At 67.1% G+C, this 17133-nt stretch carries 12 protein-coding genes and 3 pseudogenes; 5 read left to right on the top strand and 10 right to left on the bottom strand.

The window, feature by feature from the left end; genetic code table 11:
- Positions 1-1253: 1253 nt before the first annotated feature.
- Together ALI144C_RS02280 and ALI144C_RS02275 are read left to right on the top strand one after the other, a co-directional pair.
- Positions 1254-2165, top strand: coding sequence for a helix-turn-helix domain-containing protein (locus ALI144C_RS02280; protein ID WP_237773922.1), 912 nt, complete (start codon positions 1254-1256; stop codon positions 2163-2165).
- A gap of 37 nt (positions 2166-2202) precedes the next feature.
- Positions 2203-2424 carry a DUF397 domain-containing protein gene (locus tag ALI144C_RS02275; RefSeq protein ID WP_076985310.1) on the top strand — a complete coding sequence of 74 codons (222 nt, stop codon included), beginning with the start codon at positions 2203-2205 and terminating at the stop codon, positions 2422-2424.
- A 114-nt stretch (positions 2425-2538) separates the two neighbouring features.
- Here the strand turns inward: ALI144C_RS02275 and ALI144C_RS57165 are convergent.
- Positions 2539-3067 (bottom strand): annotated as a pseudogene (locus ALI144C_RS57165) (GGDEF domain-containing protein).
- Positions 3068-3076: 9 nt separating this feature from the next.
- Positions 3077-3364 carry a hypothetical protein gene (locus ALI144C_RS02260; RefSeq protein ID WP_076985308.1) on the bottom strand — a complete coding sequence of 96 codons (288 nt, stop codon included), beginning with the start codon at positions 3362-3364 and terminating at the stop codon, positions 3077-3079.
- A 25-nt stretch (positions 3365-3389) separates the two neighbouring features.
- On the opposite strand from ALI144C_RS02260, the gene ALI144C_RS02255 reads away from it, so the two are divergent.
- The gene (locus ALI144C_RS02255) at positions 3390-3950 is read left to right on the top strand and encodes a hypothetical protein (RefSeq protein WP_076985307.1); all 561 of its coding nucleotides are present in this window, start codon (positions 3390-3392) and stop codon (positions 3948-3950) included.
- Between the two features lie 359 nt (positions 3951-4309).
- On the opposite strand, the gene ALI144C_RS02250 is transcribed toward ALI144C_RS02255, so the two are convergent.
- The 4 genes and pseudogenes from ALI144C_RS02250 to ligD form a co-directional block, all read right to left on the bottom strand.
- Positions 4310-4717 carry a hypothetical protein gene (locus tag ALI144C_RS02250; RefSeq protein ID WP_076985306.1) on the bottom strand — a complete coding sequence of 136 codons (408 nt, stop codon included), beginning with the start codon at positions 4715-4717 and terminating at the stop codon, positions 4310-4312.
- A 275-nt stretch (positions 4718-4992) separates the two neighbouring features.
- Positions 4993-5607, bottom strand: coding sequence for an RICIN domain-containing protein (locus ALI144C_RS02245; RefSeq protein WP_083752639.1), 615 nt, complete (start codon positions 5605-5607; stop codon positions 4993-4995).
- Positions 5608-5935: 328 nt separating this feature from the next.
- Positions 5936-6223: a hypothetical protein gene (locus ALI144C_RS02240; protein ID WP_076985304.1), complete on the bottom strand. Its 288-nt coding sequence runs from the start codon at positions 6221-6223 to the stop codon at positions 5936-5938.
- 828 nt (positions 6224-7051) lie between these two features.
- Positions 7052-9152, bottom strand: a pseudogene (ligD, locus tag ALI144C_RS58845) (DNA ligase D).
- A gap of 263 nt (positions 9153-9415) precedes the next feature.
- On the opposite strand from ligD, the gene ALI144C_RS02225 reads away from it, so the two are divergent.
- Positions 9416-10015, top strand: a complete 600-nt coding sequence (locus ALI144C_RS02225) for an ArsR/SmtB family transcription factor (RefSeq protein WP_076985301.1) — start codon at positions 9416-9418, stop codon at positions 10013-10015.
- A 206-nt stretch (positions 10016-10221) separates the two neighbouring features.
- Positions 10222-10722 (top strand): annotated as a pseudogene (locus ALI144C_RS02220) (alpha/beta hydrolase fold domain-containing protein); the annotation flags it as partial.
- Here ALI144C_RS02220 and ALI144C_RS02215 read toward each other — a convergent pair.
- The 4 genes from ALI144C_RS02215 to ALI144C_RS02200 all read right to left on the bottom strand — a co-directional run bounded on the left by ALI144C_RS02215 (position 10709) and on the right by ALI144C_RS02200 (position 17049).
- Positions 10709-11233 (bottom strand): pyridoxamine 5'-phosphate oxidase family protein, encoded by a 525-nt coding sequence (locus ALI144C_RS02215; protein ID WP_076985299.1) that lies wholly within the window; start codon positions 11231-11233, stop codon positions 10709-10711. The pseudogene ALI144C_RS02220 and the gene ALI144C_RS02215 overlap by 14 nt on opposite strands.
- 94 nt (positions 11234-11327) lie before the next feature.
- Entirely contained in the window at positions 11328-12467 is a 1140-nt protein-coding gene (locus ALI144C_RS02210; protein ID WP_076985298.1) for a hypothetical protein, read from the bottom strand.
- Positions 12468-12547: 80 nt separating this feature from the next.
- Positions 12548-13372: a hypothetical protein gene (locus ALI144C_RS02205; protein ID WP_076985297.1), complete on the bottom strand. Its 825-nt coding sequence runs from the start codon at positions 13370-13372 to the stop codon at positions 12548-12550.
- Positions 13369-17049 (bottom strand): AAA family ATPase, encoded by a 3681-nt coding sequence (locus ALI144C_RS02200; RefSeq protein WP_076985296.1) that lies wholly within the window; start codon positions 17047-17049, stop codon positions 13369-13371. Before ALI144C_RS02200 ends, ALI144C_RS02205 begins: the two co-directional genes overlap by 4 nt.
- Between the last annotated feature and the right edge of the window lie 84 nt (positions 17050-17133).

Here is a 17133-nt window from a genome sequence, read left to right as displayed (position 1 = left end):
GAGAGTGGAGATTCGAGACGGCTTCGGCCTGCCAGGTGCGTGGGCTTCAGATCACCGGGCTTCGGAGCCTGCGATCCTGATCAATGGCATTGACGAGCGACTGCCGAGGCAGATCTCGACCGGCGATCCAGTGGTCGCTGCCACTGCCGTAGCCCGAGCTGTTCTTCCTCGGGCGTGGGGAGCGCCAACCGTTCGCCACCTTTGTGGACAGTCGCACCAAGGCGGAGTAAGTCGACCGCCGTGTCATCGTTGATCGAACGCGGGGAGCCGGTAAGGAAGATCCATCGCTTCCTGCCGGAGTCGATGACCACTGGGCCTCCGGATATCGCGGTGTCCAGACGCCACAACACATCTGTCCCGATCGGCGTGGGCGTTGTGATAGCACCAACGAGGCCGCCGACCTTGAGGAAGATGCACCGAGACGGGAAGTCGAGGGCGACGGGGAAGTCGTGATCGTTGTAATACTGGCCGCAACGCTGTGCCGTGGGACCAAATTCGGGATCGCAACCAGCGAGCTGATCGAGATCGTCAAGCGTAGCGACAGCCACTGCTGATCCTCTCCTTTGTGGACACGTTGGAGTGTCAGCGCATACCACGCACGCAAGGCCGCGATGGCCTCTTTACGGCCGCGCGACAGGATTTCCGGGGCCCGATCGGTAGAAGCCCGAGGATCAGACTGCGGCCGGTTGATGCATGTGGGGTGCGGAACACTCGATCTGAGGTTCAGGAACCGGGACTGACAGATGCAGTCCGTCGTGATCGAACAGGAGCACCTCCATTCGCGGAGTGGACAACGCGGGCGTGACGTCCAGTTGGCACATCGGTTGAAGGCCGACGAACAGGTGTGGACGACCGCCGGGGCGCTCGTCGGCGCTGTGGAACCTCGGCGGGGAGGCCGCTGTCGGGGGAAGCAGCCTCCCCGCCGAGGGGCTCGTTGATGTGCCCGGCCGCGATACGCGCCAACACCGTGGCGCGTGCGGCTTGACACCGCCGGTCACGCCGGCTGTCGAGCCACTTGCAAGTGGCCCACGCCAGCCAGCCCAGACCAGCGAGGACCACCACGAGGGTTAGCGCCGCTACGAGCACGTAGATCAGCCACTGCGGCATGCGGCCCCCTTCCTTCGTGGCGGTCGATGGACGGTGTACCGTGTCCAGTCATCTAAAGTCAGATTATCGGACTGACTCCCGACGCTACTCCGATAATCGGAATTTAGATATGCACCCGAATGGGTGGTTCCGCTTGAGTACGCTGTGTGACCAGCGAGGATGGAACGAGCTCACCGTCCGCTCGGGAAGGGCACCGCATGGCCAAGGTCACGCCGACCGCGAAGAAGCTCCTGCTCGGCAAGGAGATCGAGCACCTGCGCGAGCTCGCAGGCAAGTCACAGGAGGAAGCGGCAGCGCTGATCGAGAAGGGCCAGAGCAAGATCGCCGCCCTGGAAGCAGGGCAAGCCAGCATCACCCCTGGCGACCTGCTCCTGTTGCTCGATGGCCTCGGCGTGACTGAACAGTGGCACAAGGACGTGCTGCTGGAACTGCGCCGGAACAACCACCAGCGCGGCAAGTGGACCGGCATCCGCAGCCACTACAGCGAGCAGTTCCGAACGATGGTGGACCTGGAGGAGCACTGCGATCTCATCCGCACCGTCGAGTGCGAGGTGCCTCCGGGCCTGCTGCAGTGCGAGGCGTTCATCCGCGCGCTCTACAAGCACGCTCACGCTGGCACGGACCTGGACGCTCGCGTTCAAGCGCGACTGGCGCGGCAAGCGATCTACAAGAAGTCCGCCCCGCCCGAGGTGGCGTTCGTCATTTCGGAGTCCTCGGTCCGCCGGGAGTACGGACCGCCGGAGGTCATGCGCGAACAGGTCGACTACATGATCGAGATGTCGAAGCTGCCTAACGTGCGCCTTCAGCTGCTCCCGTTCAAGACTCGCGTGCAGAGCGCCTCGATCGGCAACCGCTTCGTTCTGCTGCGGATCCCGTCGCCGGGAGTCGCCGGCCCGCTGGAGTTTGCCTACACCGAGAACGAGGGCGAGCTGCGCTACCTCGACGACAAGGCGGCTGTGGCTGCTCACGACAGGGCGTGGTCTCGCCTCACAGGCGCCGCCCTGAGCTTCGAGGCGACCCGGAAGTTCCTGCGTCAGGTGGCCAACGAGTACAACTGAAGCACCACCACCGGCTTTTCAGTCAAGGAGGGCCTCGATGGCCAACACCCCACCGGACTTCGCCCCTCACGAGTTCCGCAAGTCCAGCTTCAGCGGCGAGAACGGCAACAACTGTGTGAAGGTTGCGCAGCGTGACGGTTGGGCTGCGATCTTGGACAGCAAGGCTGGCCCCAATGGTCCTCGGCTCTTCTTCACGGACGAGGAGTTCGACGACCTCAAGGCTGGCCTCAGCGCCTCGTCCAAGGACCCGAGCTCTTGATACAGGAGGTGTCTCGATCGTCGATATTGCCCGGCTCCCACCGCGGCCTCGCGGAGTAGGGCGTGGGTGTGCGGTTGCGTGGTCACGGCTCGGCGGCTCACTGCCGAGCGCCGCTTACTTCCCATGTCGGCCGGCAGTCGGTGGTCTAGGCAGGTTCGGTCGGCCCCGGCTGCGCGGGATCCGGCTGGTCGCCAGGTGTACCTGGTCCCGGCCGTTGTTCTTGGCCTTGTAGAGAGCCGAGTCGGCGGCCTGGTGGAGTTCTTCAAGGGTGCTGATCCCCGCGCTGGGGTACATGGCGGCGCCGATGGAAACTGTCAGGTCGTTGATCGTGACCGTCTCGTCGTCCTCCGTCGTCGCGGGGATGATCAAGCCATGGATGCGGCGACGGATACGCTCGGAGACCCCGGACGTTCTCCGCGTCGACCTCGGGCAGCAGGACGATGAACTCCTCGCCGCCGAACCTGCCGGCGGTGTCGTAGTCGCGGGTCTCGGCAGCGAGTTCCTGTGCCACTGCCCGGAGCACGTGATCACCGACGATGTGACCGTAGGTATCGTTGATGACCTTAAAGTGATCGAGGTCGAGCATGAGGACTGCCATGCCCGTCCCTCGAACCTCTGCGCGTTCCAGTGCTTGTTGGGCCATCTGGTGCCATCACTCCGGGGAGTACAGGCCGGTCTTCGCGTCGGTGCGGGCGGCCCGCCGGAACTGGGCAAGAAGAACGCCGCGATGCATCGCCACCAATGCGACCACTACTCCGGCGAGAACCACAGAGTCGCGGACCACCAGGGTGGCGGCAACCAGGCCCAAGCCGAACGCTCCGGCCTCAAGCCAGTGCTCGCTGAAGTTCTCGAACAGCTGAGAAGCCTTGACCGCCCTACGCTCGCTGTTCAGCTTCTGCAAGAAGCACGGCGCGATATTCAGAAACCCCACCAGCCGCATCCGCGGCTACGAAGAGACACGCAAGGTGAACCAACCGCTCGCCACAAGCGACATCCAGCGATCGATCACCGCCGCCACCCGTCCCGCCGACCGACTGATTCTCGCCCTTGCCGCCGTGCACGCCGCACGCGTAAGCGCCATCCGTGCCCTGCGCTTGACCGACCTCGACCTTGGCGACCGTCGTCTGACTATCGCCGGCCGGACCCGCCCGCTCGACGAACTCACCTACCAAACCCTGGTCGAGTGGTTGAACTACCGACGCGTCCAGTGGCCAGCCACCGCCAACCCCCACGTGATCATCAACCGCAAGACAGCACTGACAACAGCCCCGACCAGCCGCCCCTGGATCGCCACGGCATTCCACGGCCAAATCGCCACCCTCGAACGGCTGCGCCGAGACCGGCAGCTCGAAGAAGCCCTTACTCACGGCCCCGACCCTCTCCATCTCGCCGTTGTCTTCGGCCTCGCACCCAAAACCGCAATACGCTATGCCGAATCGGCACGGCAACTTCTTACAGCCGAAATGAAAGGCGCACCTCAAATTGGGAGGCGGATCAGGAGTAGGCCCCGCAGTCGCGCGAGGTAGTCGAGGGGCAGGCTGAGCTGATTCAAGGTCTGCATCGGCCATCATCTTGCCCGCCCAGGACCAGGGCGGATCGGGACTTTCGCGTTCACGAGGAACTTCGGAACTCACGTGCGCACGACGACCAAGGACCCAACAGCGAGGGATCATCGCGCTCCCGGGCGGCGCGAAGAGTGCCCTCGCCAATCTGCTCACCAGCGTCCGCCAGTTCGCCCTGGAGTTCGGCCCGAAGGCCGCAGCTGAACTGCTGGCCAAACTTTTCACCTGACCACGTGACTCATGTGGCACCGGCCCCACTCGACAACGTGAGGAGGGCCTGCCGCGGATGACGCGGCGAGCCCTCCTCACGTGTGGGAGTCGGGTCAGATGTTCTTGACGGCGAGCTTGATGCCCTCGATGAGGTTCGGCACACCGAACAGGAGCAGGACGCCAGCCAGGACCAACCACCACGTGCCCCAGCCGAAATAGCCAACGAGCAGGCCAGGAATGGTGAAGAGCATGCCCGCGCCAGCAGCCTCACCTGCCGGCGACGGCGGGCGCGGCATCGCCCTGATCGCTTCTTCGGCAGCCAGCTGCTTGCGTCGCCGGTCGAGCGTGTCCTCGTAGTTGAGCAGTTGGGTGGTCTGGTCGGTGATGCGGGCTTGCAGGCGCCGATAGACGTCGGAGTCCGGGTCGAGCGAGCCCAACAGTTTGGTGTCCTGGTCGATCTTTTCGCGCAGCGCCTTCAGGTTCGGAACGTACGGCTCGGCGGTGATGGCTTTCCTCCACACATTCAGCGGAATCGGACCAACAGCCCAGGTTCAACGACCCGCTTCGCCGCGTGGTTCCCGACGACGCCGAGCGGCGGCCCGATTACGGGCACTCGGCACTTGAGGCACCCCTCCGCCCCGTCAGCGCATGACTCGGACCTTGGTGTGTTCCACCGATGTGAGCGAGTCTGATCAGTGTGGGCGGATGTGCGGACAGAGGTGCCGGCGAGCCAGTCCCCGGCCAGCCTTTGTTCCCGCCGCTGATGATGGCGATACTCCACGCCATAGCCGGGGTATCAGGACCAGTACTGGTTGTAGCCGTTGGTGCAGCTCCACGTGCCTACATGGGCACCGTTCGCGGTCGACCAGCCGAGGGTTTCCAGGCACAGCCCGTAGACAGACTTGAAGCGCCAGGTCTTGTTGCTCGAACTGCCGCTGGTCGTCCAGCGGGTGGTGTATTCGTACTCGGGGTGGTCACAACGAAGCTGCCCGGCTATCGTGCCGTTATTCTTGCTCCACGCGTAGAGGCATAGTTTACTGTGAACATTCTGCAGCCGGTACGTGCTGCCGTAGCGTATGAATTCCCATCGCTGATTGTTCCCGCCATGGCAGTCCCACTGTCCAGCCTTACCGCTCTCCGTAGTGGACCAACCTAGGATTTCCAGGCATTTTCCGCTGTGCCGGTTGACGACCTGATAGACAGCCGCGATTCCGGGCGAGCTGACCCGCACCATCTCGCTGCCTTCTACCGCGTGTGCCCCTGTTTGCCCGGTTGCGGTGACCGTGGAGACAAGCAACAATGCGGCGCTGACCGTAGCAAGCATCAGTACTCTGATCTTTTTGATGAACCCCGCGTTCAATGTCATGATCCCTCTCACTTTCGAGTAGAGATAGCGACCGACTGCGTCCATGGTCTAGCAGAGGCTGGAAGGGAGAGGTCCCCAGCGACGAATGTATGCGCTGCCGCGCTTCACCCGCTCGTTCGGTGTTTGGCGGACGATTCCGATTAGGGATGGTGTGGTGGCACGCAGCCCTGTGGGCTGTTGCGGGGAACTTCGTGGTCGAAGGTCTGGAGTTCGCCGCTGTGCTGCGCAAGCACCGGAAATGGCCGTGGGGAGATCGATGCCGAGGCTGGTGCGACGGCCAACAGCACAGCCGCGGGCCCGTGGGGCTACTTCGTCGGCGAACTGCTGCGGCTGGTGGTGAGCGGGATCCTCGGGGCAGGACTGGCTGGGCAGATCACCGATGTGCTCCCCGCCCTGGCATCTCTGATGCTTCCGTCGGAAGCGATGTTCCTTTGCCCCGGTCGACGTCGGACTGGTCGAACGCCTCGCCGGTGTGCCCAGGGCGCCCGCCCTCAGCGGGCGGGTCGGGCAGATCCACCGTCACACAATCGCCCACGACGGTCTCGCCGAGGCGCAACATCTCGGCGCTGATGGTGAATTCGCCACCCCAGTCGGGTCCGCTGACGCATCCGGCCACCCGTAGTTCGGTGGCCAGGTCCCTGTCGAAGGTGGCGAACAGCACGTGGTGTCGATGGCCCCGGCCACGGCTCGCGGCTGGTCCGCCCCTGCAGCGGGCGCGGCGGCACCGACCATGACCGCAGTAACGGCGGCGGCGTTCCTAGGGCAACGCATCATTGTCGACCTCCTTACCGGCCCGATGCGAGCCGGCTGGTTGGTGGGTGTTCCGGTTCTGTAGCGGATGCCCACCCATCTGCAATAAGCGACGGACCGCACCAATGACCACCAGATCAGATGACACCAAGGCCCTCGGAATTGGCCCGGAACGAGGGGATGAGGACGCCATGCGGATGCGGCGACAGCTCGTCCTCACCTCCTGTCACCACGGTGGCGTCCAACTACCGGCTGCTGAATCCGCAAGGTAGATCCGGACAACTTCACCGTCCCCTGTCCAGACCTACCCTGCGAACCGCAGGTCAGCGATACGTCCCTCCGCAAGCTTGGGGCATACCTGTCCGGGCGGTGCCGGCGCCGGTTGTGGTGGCGAAGGTGTGGCGTCATTGTCTACTTGACCGACGGCTGGTGGTTGCTGGTGAGGCTGGTGGCGGGACCGCCGCCAGCCTCACCGCCATTGCCTGTGGGGGCGGGCGGCTGTCACACCAGCGTGCAGCGGTCGTGGCTGTCGTCGTGTGGTTGGTGGGAGTTCACGAGGGCGTCCCGGTGTGGGTGTGGCTGCTGGTGTTACCGGCTGGTGGTGGGCGCGGGCAGGTTGGTCAGCCGTCTGCCGCTTGAGGCGCTGCGTGCGATGCTGCCGCGCGTGTTCGGTGTGCTGATGAGTCTCGAACCTGCCGTAGCGAGCGCACGATCCCAGGTGAGCAGGTTGTCGCGAGAGTCAGGCGATCACCGCCAGCGCGCCGTACCTGCTCGTCGGCACCCGGTGCGGCCTTGCTCGGTATTCGGCCGTAGGTGGCGGAACGTCAGGTAAGCAGGGGTGTGCGGGTCGTGTGAGCGTGGCGAACAGGTCGCCGAGCTCGGTGACCCGGTCGATGACCTGGTCGGCGGTGAACACCAGGTCGGACGGCTCGGTACAAGCACGGACTTCGTCCCAGGTGACGGGAGTGGACACGGTGGGCTGGTCACGGCCGCGCAGGGAGTACGGTGCCACAGTTGTCTTCGCTGGGTTGTTCTGTGACCAGTCGATGAACACTTTCCCCGGGCGCAGGGCCTTGGTCATCTTCGCGGTGACCAAGTCCGGAGTCTCAGTGGCGAACTGGTGCGCGATGGCTTTCGCGTAGGTCGACGTGCGATCCGGTGTACGGGTGCGCACGCTGGCGTACACCTGCATTCCCTTGGAACCGCTGGTCTTGGCCACCGGAGTCAGGCCATCCAAGACGAGGGTCTCGTAGAGCCGCTCCGCGACTCTGGCGCACTCGACAACCGTCGCGCCTGGCCCGGGGTCGAGGTCGAATACGAGCCGGTCAGGCATCCGCCGTTGCCCACTGGCGCCTACCGTCCACTGTGGTACATGAAGTTCCAGCGCGGCGAGGTTCGCAGCCCAGACCAGCGCGGCCAGTTCGTCGAACAGCGGATACTCGATCACGTCGCCACTGCCGCGTGACCCACTGCTGGGCAGGCGGGCGGTGGGTAGCCAGTCGGGTGCGCCGCGTGGCGCGTTCTTCTCGAAAAAACCGCTGCCCCTCAACACCGTCCGGGAACCTGATAGTCGTGATCGGCCTACCCGCCACGTGCGGGAGCAGCGCTGGGGCGATCAGGGTGTAGTAACGAATGACCGCGCTCTTGGTAAACCCGGTCGCCGGGTACATCAGCTTGTCCAGATTGGACAGGGTAAGCCGCCGGGCCCCTGCTTGCACCACGACCTTGTTGCCCGGTGACCGCACAGTTGGCGTGGAGGACTCCGCGGGTTGTGGCGTGGACATCGCCAGCTGACTGGTGGGGGCGATGACGCCCTGGGGCGCCTTGTCCTCACGCAACCCACGCCACGCGGTGTGCCGGAGACGTCCCGCGCCGCGGGTGAACTGCCGGTACACGACCTCGCCCACCAACACGGGCTCCACCCACCGTGCTCGGCGCACGTCGTCACGCGGCGGTGTCTCAGCGAACGGATGAGTTGGGCGTTCGAGGGGTTCCAGCCGCGCCTGTAGGTCTCTGCGGGAACTCTCCGAGAAACCCGTGCCCACATCCCCGATGTACTGGAGTGCCCCGGTGTCCGGGTGATGGGCTCCCAGGAGTAGACCGCCGAGTGTCCCGGCGAGCCGGTTCTGGCCCGGCCGCCAGCCGCACACGATCACCTCCTGGGTCTGGGTCAACGGGTGCTTCATCCACGAGTCCGGCCGTTGCCCCGGTACATAGGTTGACGTCCGCAGCTTGGCGATCAGCCCCTCGTGGCCTGCGCGGGTGACCCGGTCCAGCAGCTTCTCGGGAGTGATCCGGTCAGCCGCCAGCGCGTCGAAGGTGAACGCGGGCACTACCGCGACGCGGTATGGATCGGGCATGGGCAACCGTTCCAACTGTGCCCGACGCTCGTCGTAGGGTGCGTCCAGCAGGCTTTCGTCGCCCAGTCGCAGCAGGTCGAACGCGAGGAAGCGGACGTCGACGTCCTCAAACGGCGTGCCGCCGCGGGTGAGCTTGGCGTGTCTGCGGTAGCGGCCACGTCGCTCCTGCAACGCGCCGAAATCGATCTGCCCCGCGTCGTTGTAGACCACGATCTCGCCGTCCAGCACGGCGGATCGACCCTCCAGGGCTGGGGCAAGCACGCCGGACAGCGAGGGGAACTCGTTGGTGAAGATGATGCCGTTGCGGCTGGTGAGCACGGTGGTCCCATCCGGGGCGACCTGCATACACGCTCGATAGCCGTCCAGCTTGTACTCGTAGGTCCATTCCGGCCCGCTGGGGAGCCGACCCCGGTCGGGCTTGGCCAGCATCGGCTCGATCCAGGGCGGGACCTCAGCGTGACCGAGTGCCGAGCCTGCCATCACCGCCGCCTTCGCCTGTCGTCGCTGACCTGGCCTTTCGTCTCGAACGTAACCCGAACGGCCCAACAGCGCTGAGAGGAACGCGACGTCTACCCGCATGAGGGACCCACCGTGCGTCGAATCGCACGCACCACAACCGCCCAGGGATCGGCGGCGATCAGCAACGCTGAACCACACTTCCCGACCGCTGGTCCGCCCAGCACGACCTCACCGACAAAAAGTTTTGTCTTGACAGTTTGGATTGTCGGTGCGAGGGTTGTCGCATGGTGGACGTGGCGGTGATCGAGGACCCGGCGGTAGCCGAGGTGTGCATGGACCCGATGCGGGCCAGGCTGCTCGCCGAACTGGCCGAGCCCGGTTCGGCCACGATGCTGGCCGCGCGGGTCGGACTCGCCCGGCAGAAGGTCAACTACCACCTGCGGGAGCTGGAACGGCACGGCCTGATCGAGTTGGTCGAGGAGCGCAAGAAGGGCAACGTCACCGAGCGCCTGATGCGGGCGTCGGCGCGGTCCTATGTGATCTCCCCGGCTGTCCTGGCCGCCGTCCAGCCCGACCCGGCGCGCTCGCCGGACCGGCTGTCGGCCGGTTGGCTGATCGCGGTGGGCGCCCGGCTGGTGCGTGAGGTCGGTGCGTTGATCACGGGCGCCACCAAGGCCCGCAAGGCGTTGGCGACCTTCGGGCTGGACGCGGAGGTGCGCTTCGCGAACCCCGCCGACCGGGCCGCCTTCACCGAGGAACTGACCACCACGGTCGCCGCGCTGATCAGCCGGTACCACGACGAGAACACGCCCGGCGGCCGTGATCACCGGATCTTGATCGCCCTGCATCCCAGGCCCCAACCGGCCGAGGACGGAGATTCCTGACATGGCACGCGACTTCGAGATCGCCGACGAGATCGCGGTGGCCGCCACCCCGCAACAGGTGTGGGACGCCATCGCCACCGGCCCCGGCGTCGACTCCTGGTTCATGGGGCGAACCGCGATCGAACCGCGGGAAGGCGGCACGAACACCCTGGACATGACGGACGCGATTCTTCGACGTCGTCACGTGGGCCGCCCGGGACGGCCAACGCGTCTGCGTCGGCGGTCAGAGCGCGGGAGGCGGGCTCGCCGCCGCGGCGGCGCGCCTCGCCTGGGAGAACAACGGTCCTCACATCGCGTTGCAGGTCCTGCAGTACGCGCCGCTCGACCTGGTCACGCACCTGCGCGACAAGCCGTCCACCGTGGACAAGCCGATCATGCGGCCGTGGATGTCCGACGTGTTCGACGTCGCCTACGTCCCCGATCCCGCCATTCGCCGCGACCGGCTCGTCTCACCAGCGTGGCAGGCCAACGCGGACGGCCTCACCGGAATCGCCCCGGCCCTCGTCGTCACCTGTGAGTTCGACCGGCTCCGTGCCGAGGGCATCCGCTACGCCGAAGCACTGCGCACCGCGGGCGCCCTGGTCGAACACCAGGATGTCCCCGCCACCGACCACGGGTACAACATCCTGGGCTTCGGCACGCGGGCTCTGACCGAACGCACGTACCGGCTGATCGCCGACCACGTGCGCACGGCTATGACGGGATGAGTTTCCCGGCATCCGGGGCGTAGACGGTCATCCAGTGTGGACGCAGCCGGTAGTACACCACGTCGTTGTCCCAGTCGAACGCGTCGTCGGCGCCGTAGAAGTCCTTGAGGTACGCCAGCAGACGCGGCCAGTCCGCCGCCGCTTCGCCGTCCGCCGGGTTGAGGATTTCCACGGTGCCGTGCGTGAACACGCCCAGGTCCTCGCCACGCATGTGTGCCACGCTGGCAGCCGGCCGGGCCGCGAGGTGGCGGGCCTTCGCGGCGGTGCGGGCCGTGCCGAAGTGCCACTTGCCGTTCAGGAAGTGCCCGTCCGCGCCACTGATCCGCGGCTCGCCCGTCGCGGTCACCGTCGACAGTGCGAGGGTGCACATGCCGGTGAGGACCTGGGTGAGTTGTGCCGCGGTCAGTGTCCTGCCGGTGTCGATGATCGAACGCAGGTGCGAGGTGGAACGGGCGAGTGAGGCATCGAGGAGGGCCTGGAGCTCGGTGAGCTCCTCCGGCGTTTCACGCATGACACGATGATCCCCACAAACCCTGACATCTTGTGTCAACGATTCCAGATCGCCGTCGACGAGCGTCGAGTTCTGCCAGGCGGGCGGACCGGGCTCAGCGATTGAGCACGGGGATCCGGCGCAGTGACGGTTCGTTGCCGCGCAGCAGCCACGGTTGCGGCTTGTCGTCAGGGGTGTCGCGGTCGGGTTGCACCAAAGCGAGCGACAGCACGGTGATCCGGGGGATGCCGACCGCGACTGCCTGGTCGGTGAGCGATCCGGCGACCCAGAGGGTGCCGGTGTCGGCGATGTTGGCGATCAGCACCGAGTTCGGGAAGGGGAACTGCACCAACGCCATCCCGCCGCCCGGCAGTTGGGCCAACCCGGCCACCTCCTGCGCGGGCTCCCACGGGAACAAGGTGAACGGCACGGTCGTCCACTCGGTCGCCGCCTCCAGCCGGTCGACGGCCTGCCGGTACAACGGGGCGAGCGCCAGCAACGACGTGGCGATCCCGGCGGCGAGCAGCAGCAGCCCGCCGGTGACCAGGCCCGCGATCGCCAGCGGCCGGATGCTCAGGCCGACCAGCGCACAGCCGACCGCGCCGGGGATCACCGGGAAGACCCACTGCCTCGTGCCCCACCGGAAATAGCGGAACGCGTGCGCCACCGCCGGGTCGTCCAGTGGGCGGCTGGACACGGCCGGCTCGCGTTCCATGGGGCGGACGTCCGCCGCTTCGAGCAACGGGTCCACGCGCGCGTGGTACAGCTGGCACAGGCCAGGCACGCGGATGATCGCCCGGCCTTCCTCGTCCGGGCCGCACAGGAACAGCTCCTGCTGATCCAGCACGAGGTCGAGTGCGCCTTCCAACGACGTGCCGCGCAACACGAGCGTGCCCGGTTCGTCGAAGACCAGCAACCGCTGGAACCACGGGTTGTCCGGCATGGGCGCCGCGACCGTGGCCGAACACCGGCGCCACGGCGAGTTCAGCCGTCCACGCCGGGCGGGCGCCGATTCCACGACAGCGGCCACCACGCTCAGCGACGTCAGCACGCTCAGCGCGCCGAGCACCACGACAGTGGCCACATTGCCCGGACTGCCCGGCAGGAAGATCGCGACGCACGACGCCACGGCGGCGAAGGAAACCGAGATGGCGAACGCGATCGGCGCGAACGCCCGGTTCTCCTTGAGGATGAGCGCCGTCGACCAGTCCTCGACCGCCGGGACGTCCGTCTGTGGCCGCAGATACCGTCGCAACTCAGCCTCCCCCTGTCGCCACGAACAGTACTGAAGTCCACGGCGGGGAGGTTGCTCCGGATGGACTCACGAGATGACGGTCACCGCAATGTCGCCGCCATCACCGGGCAGGCGAGGTAGCCGACGGCCTTGTGGTAGCCGAAGGTCCCGATCGGAGCCTCGAAATCCTCGTCCACGTCGAACGATCTGCTCAGCCAGCGCGGCACCGCGCACACATCGCCGGGATCGGCGATGTTCACCCAGCGCCCGACGCCGGGTGGGCGCTTGCCGGGCCTGTCCGGCCGTGGGACCAGCCGGTCGAACACGAACCCCCTGATCCCGAGCGGGGACCCGAACGTCACGAGCAGGTCGACCGCCAGCTCCGGACAGGCCCACAGCGCCTCGTAGGCGACGACCGAGCCGAGCGAGTGCGCCAGCACGATCCGCGCGCCGCTGTTCCGGATGGACTTCGCCACGGCGTCACGGGCGTTCTGCCTTTTCGCCGCATGGCGTGCACCCAGGTAGGTGGTGGCGTCGCGCATGACGAGCAGCGCGAAGGCGTGGAACGGGACCGCGGCGAACCCGCCGAACGACGCCATGCCGCTGATCAGCTGGCGTGGCGGCATGGTCGGCCAGCCCTGCGGAACCTGCTCGAACCCGCGCAGCTCGGCGTCCCACGCGAGCAGCATCTCCATCGCCTCGTCGTCGAGATCGTTCAGATCGTCGAAGTCGTCGGCTGACTGGCGTGTGTGGTCGGGCCGCAGATGGTGCGCGTAGTACGCCATCGTCACGTCGAAGCCGTGGTCCTCGCCGATTCCCTTCGCCAGCGCGGCCGACCATGACCTGGCCAGCGTCGTGGCCGCGTCGGCGGGCGTGTACCCGGGCATGTGGTAACCGACGCCGTGCACTCCGACAACCGGGATCACAGGTGTTCCTCCCTGAGTTCGAACGCGATCGCTTCTTCCGCCATGTCGACGAGAACGGTGCTGCCGGACGCCCGGATGGCGTTCGCGGGCGCGGGAAGCCAGAACCGGCGCAGCTGCAGACCGCGCTCGGCGTCCCAGATCCGCATGGTCGAGTCGGCACCGCCGGAGACGACGAGCGCCCGGCCGTCCCAGCGCCACGCGGCCACACAACGAACGGCCCCGTGATGCCCGACCAGGCGGTGTGCACCGGCGGTGAGCGCGCCGTCGTTGTCGATCCGCGCTGTGATCGCGCCGTGGGCGGTCAGCACCCAGTCCCTGTCCTTCGCGACGGGCGCTGCCGGTGGCACGGGCAGGTCGAGCGCGTTCCGGCTGAGCGGGTGAAAGGAGAAGGCCCTGCCGCCCACGACGTGTGCGTGCACGACGGCACCGTCGTCGAGCGGCCGCACTTGCACCGCGGCGAACGTCTCATGAGCGGCTGTCACCGACCAGCTTGTCGCGGGATGGTGGACGTGAACGCTGTCGCGGTCGCCGACAGCGAGCACTGTGCCGCCGTAGCCGGGGCCTGCCGCGATGGAGCGTGCTGCCGGGACACGAGCCGTGGGCTCGATCTCGGTGAGCGCCAGACCGCGTGCCTGTACCGACAACGGAAAGCTTGTCGGCGGCTCGTCGCTGTCGAGACCGTGGAGCCAGACCGAGCCGTCGCTCGTGGCAACCGCCATGGTCGGCTGCCCGGCCACTTGTCCTGTGCACACCGCGGTCACCATGCCCTGTTGACGCACGCTCTTCATGAGCTTGTGCGAACTCAGGTCATTGACACGCAGCTCCGCGGAGCGGCTCGGCGCGGTCGACCAGTCTCCGTGGATGGTGATGAGGGCCGCGTTGTCGTCCGCGAGCGGGAACAGGACGGCGTCGTCCTTCTGCAGCCGCTGGTTCTCGCGTGTCCGCCGTGGCTCTAGCAAGTCCCTGGTGTGCGTTCCGTGAGCTGTTCTGGCCACGACGACTTTGCGGCGGTTGGGGGGTTTCATCACCGCGAGGTCGAGGATCGGCCCGTCGTAGGTGGTGATCGTGTCGAGCAGTTCACCCGTTTCCAGGTCCCACAGGCGCACGGTGCGGTCGGCCCCGCCCGAGACCGCGATCGTCTGTTCGCCGACCACTGTGGACGTGATGCAGCGCACCGGGCCGCGGTGACCTTTCAGGACCAACCGCGGCACCGACACGTGCCGCAGTGGCCACACCGAGATGCTGTGGTCGTTGCCGCCGCAGAGGATCTCGTTCTCGTTGCGATACCGGGCAGTCGCCACACACCGGATGGAACTCACGTGCTTGTACGAGTATGCGAGGTTGGGCGGATCGCTCAGGTGGTAGACCTCGACACGTGAGGTGCCGCCGGTGACGACCAACATCGGTGTGCTCCGGCTGGACTCCGGGGCGTCGCGCCCCGTGGGCAGGGCGACGTGCCAGATCGGGCGCAGGCCGCCGGACAGGGCCCCGGCGAGCTCGGGGGAGCGGTGGCGGAGCGCCTCGACGGCCAGTTCGGCTCGTTTCCGGTCGGGATCGATGTCGTCCGGCATGGCCCTGGCCGCCTTGAGCACCGCGACCTGGGCCGCCGCCCGGTCACCGAGCTGTTCGAAGGACGCGATGCGATCCTCCGGTGGTCCGCTCAGCAGGAAAGCCGGGTCCAGCACCAACTTGTCCACCTGGTCCGCGTCACGCGCGTGGTCCAGGGCGTGCTGCCGCACGTAGGGCGAGGCGAGATCCCACCGGCCCGGCACCGTGCTGATCAGCGCGTCGAACACCGCCGCGGCGCGTGACCTGTCGCGGAGCCGGTCGGCGAGGCCCTCGTGGAACAGCTGGTAGCGGACGAAACCATCGCTGCCCGGCATCCGCCGCAGGTAGCTCCCGTTGGTGGCCAGGATATCCGCGACCTGCTCGTCCGTCGGCCGGAGGTGGGGATCGTCCGTGCACGCGGACGCCACCGCGGGCATCACCTCCGACGGCATGCCGTCGCCGTGGGCCCACGCCACCGCCGACAGCACCGGGCGGACCCACGACGGGCGCCTGCTCAGGTCCGCGTCCAGCAGGTCCGCGGGGTTCAACGGCACCGACCGCCCCAGCTCCCGCGCGGCCGCTTCGTCCCGCACCGGCTCGCGGTCGGCGATGTGCTGCACGTACAGGCGGGTGATCAGGTACTCGCCCCAGACACTCCGCTCGCCGGACGTCAGCGCTTCGGCGATCGCGGCCGCGAGGTGGGCTCGGGCGCTCACGTACTCGCTCGTGCTGTAGGGCGGCAGCCGGCGCAGCAGCCGGGTCGCGTACTCCTCCAGGTCGTCGCGCAGTTGCTCGGGGTCGGCGCTGTCCAGGTCCATCGGCTCGGCAGGCAGCCCGGCGACGGACTCGGCCGAGCGGGCCGCGACCAGCAACCGGCAGATCCGCGGGGAACTCAGGGGCAGCAACAACTCCGTCAGCACCGCCGAGGGGTCGAGCGCCTCTTCCAACGCGTCGACGACGAGGACGGGCTGCTCGCCGTGGCGCCGGATCGCGTCGATGAGCGCCTGGGGCGTCCGCGCGTCCCGCGCGCCTTTCAGCTGGGCGCCCAGCGCGACGACGATCGCTGTCAGATCCAGTTCCCGTGCGGTTACCGCGGCCATCCGCCCCTGGGGCAACGGGACCGCGAGTGGCCGCGTCATCTCGGTGGCTACTGTGGACAGTTGCGGGTGTGTTGTGCAGACGAGCATGCCCAGCAGCGCCGACTTGCCCACGCCCGCGCGGCCGGTGACCACCAGCGTCGCCGGTTCGCCGGTCAACCGGCCGAACAGGGTGTTCAACTCCTGGGTCCGGCCGGTGAACAGGCCGTTGCCCGCTTCGGCGACCGGATGCCCGCTCGCCGCGCTCAGGAAGTGCCCGGCCTGCCGGTCGTAGCCGGATCCGGACGGCACCACCCGTGGTGCGGGCGCCTCGGCGCGGTAGCGGGGATTGGGGAAGAACGGCACCAGCACCACGTCCGACGCGGCGATGTCGACTCTCGTGCCGGTCACCGTCTGCCGGGCGGCTCTGCCCTCGGCGTCGGCGAGGTCGGTGACGGTCGTGCCCACTTGCCGGGCGAACGTGTCCAGCGGCAGGAACCTGTGTCCGCTGCTGAGGTCGAGCCCCGGTCGCCGGTCGCCGGTGACCCGCTCGAGCACGTGGCCGACCGCCCGGGTGAACCGCGCGTCGAAGGCGCCGGTCCCGGCGTGGGCCGCGGCCACGATCCAGGTCCGGTGCGCCTTCGTCCGGCGGATCGCGTCGTCGAACCGGACGGCTTCGCCCGCACCGCACAGATCCAGCAGGAACAACACGTGTGGCCCGTTTCTGGCACGTTCCGCGCACACCATGAGCCAATTGGCCACATCCGCCTGCTTGACGCGTTCGCCGTCATTGCCTATCGCGTACATCCCGTAGAAATCCGGGTTCGGCACACCGTGAGTGAGAACGTGGATGAGGACCACGTCGTCCTGGTGATGTGCCCTTATGGCACTTTCGACCAGCTCGCCGAGCTTGGTCGACGACGGGTCCTTGTGCGTCCCGACGTCGAAATGAAAACCGCGTTGCAGCACGTCAGCGAGGTGTGCGGTCTCGTGGCCGTACGGTAGTTCGCCAAATTCGGGAGAACGGGGCTCACCGTCCTTGTCGAGTAGCACTTGACCTGCGAAAAAGCTTTCTACATTGATCAATAAAGCGGTTCTTCTCGACTGTGCCACGCACCCGCTCCCGATCACCCGATG

Source organism: Actinosynnema sp. ALI-1.44 (assembly GCF_001984155.1).
GTDB lineage: Bacteria > Actinomycetota > Actinomycetes > Mycobacteriales > Pseudonocardiaceae > Kibdelosporangium.
The sequence above is the reverse complement of the archived record's forward strand: the minus strand, read 5'-3'. Positions and strand labels throughout refer to the sequence as shown.

Excerpts from the sequence above, each read along its gene's own strand:
- ALI144C_RS02215 (WP_076985299.1), bottom strand. The coding sequence starts at position 11,233 with ATGCGTGAAACGCCGGAGGAGCTCACCGAGCTCCAGGCCCTCCTCGAT.
- ALI144C_RS02260 (WP_076985308.1), bottom strand. The coding sequence starts at position 3,364 with ATGCGGCTGGTGGGGTTTCTGAATATCGCGCCGTGCTTCTTGCAGAAG.
- ALI144C_RS02275 (WP_076985310.1), top strand. The coding sequence starts at position 2,203 with ATGGCCAACACCCCACCGGACTTCGCCCCTCACGAGTTCCGCAAGTCC.
- ALI144C_RS02245 (WP_083752639.1), bottom strand. The coding sequence starts at position 5,607 with ATGGACGCAGTCGGTCGCTATCTCTACTCGAAAGTGAGAGGGATCATG.
- ALI144C_RS02225 (WP_076985301.1), top strand. The coding sequence starts at position 9,416 with ATGGTGGACGTGGCGGTGATCGAGGACCCGGCGGTAGCCGAGGTGTGC.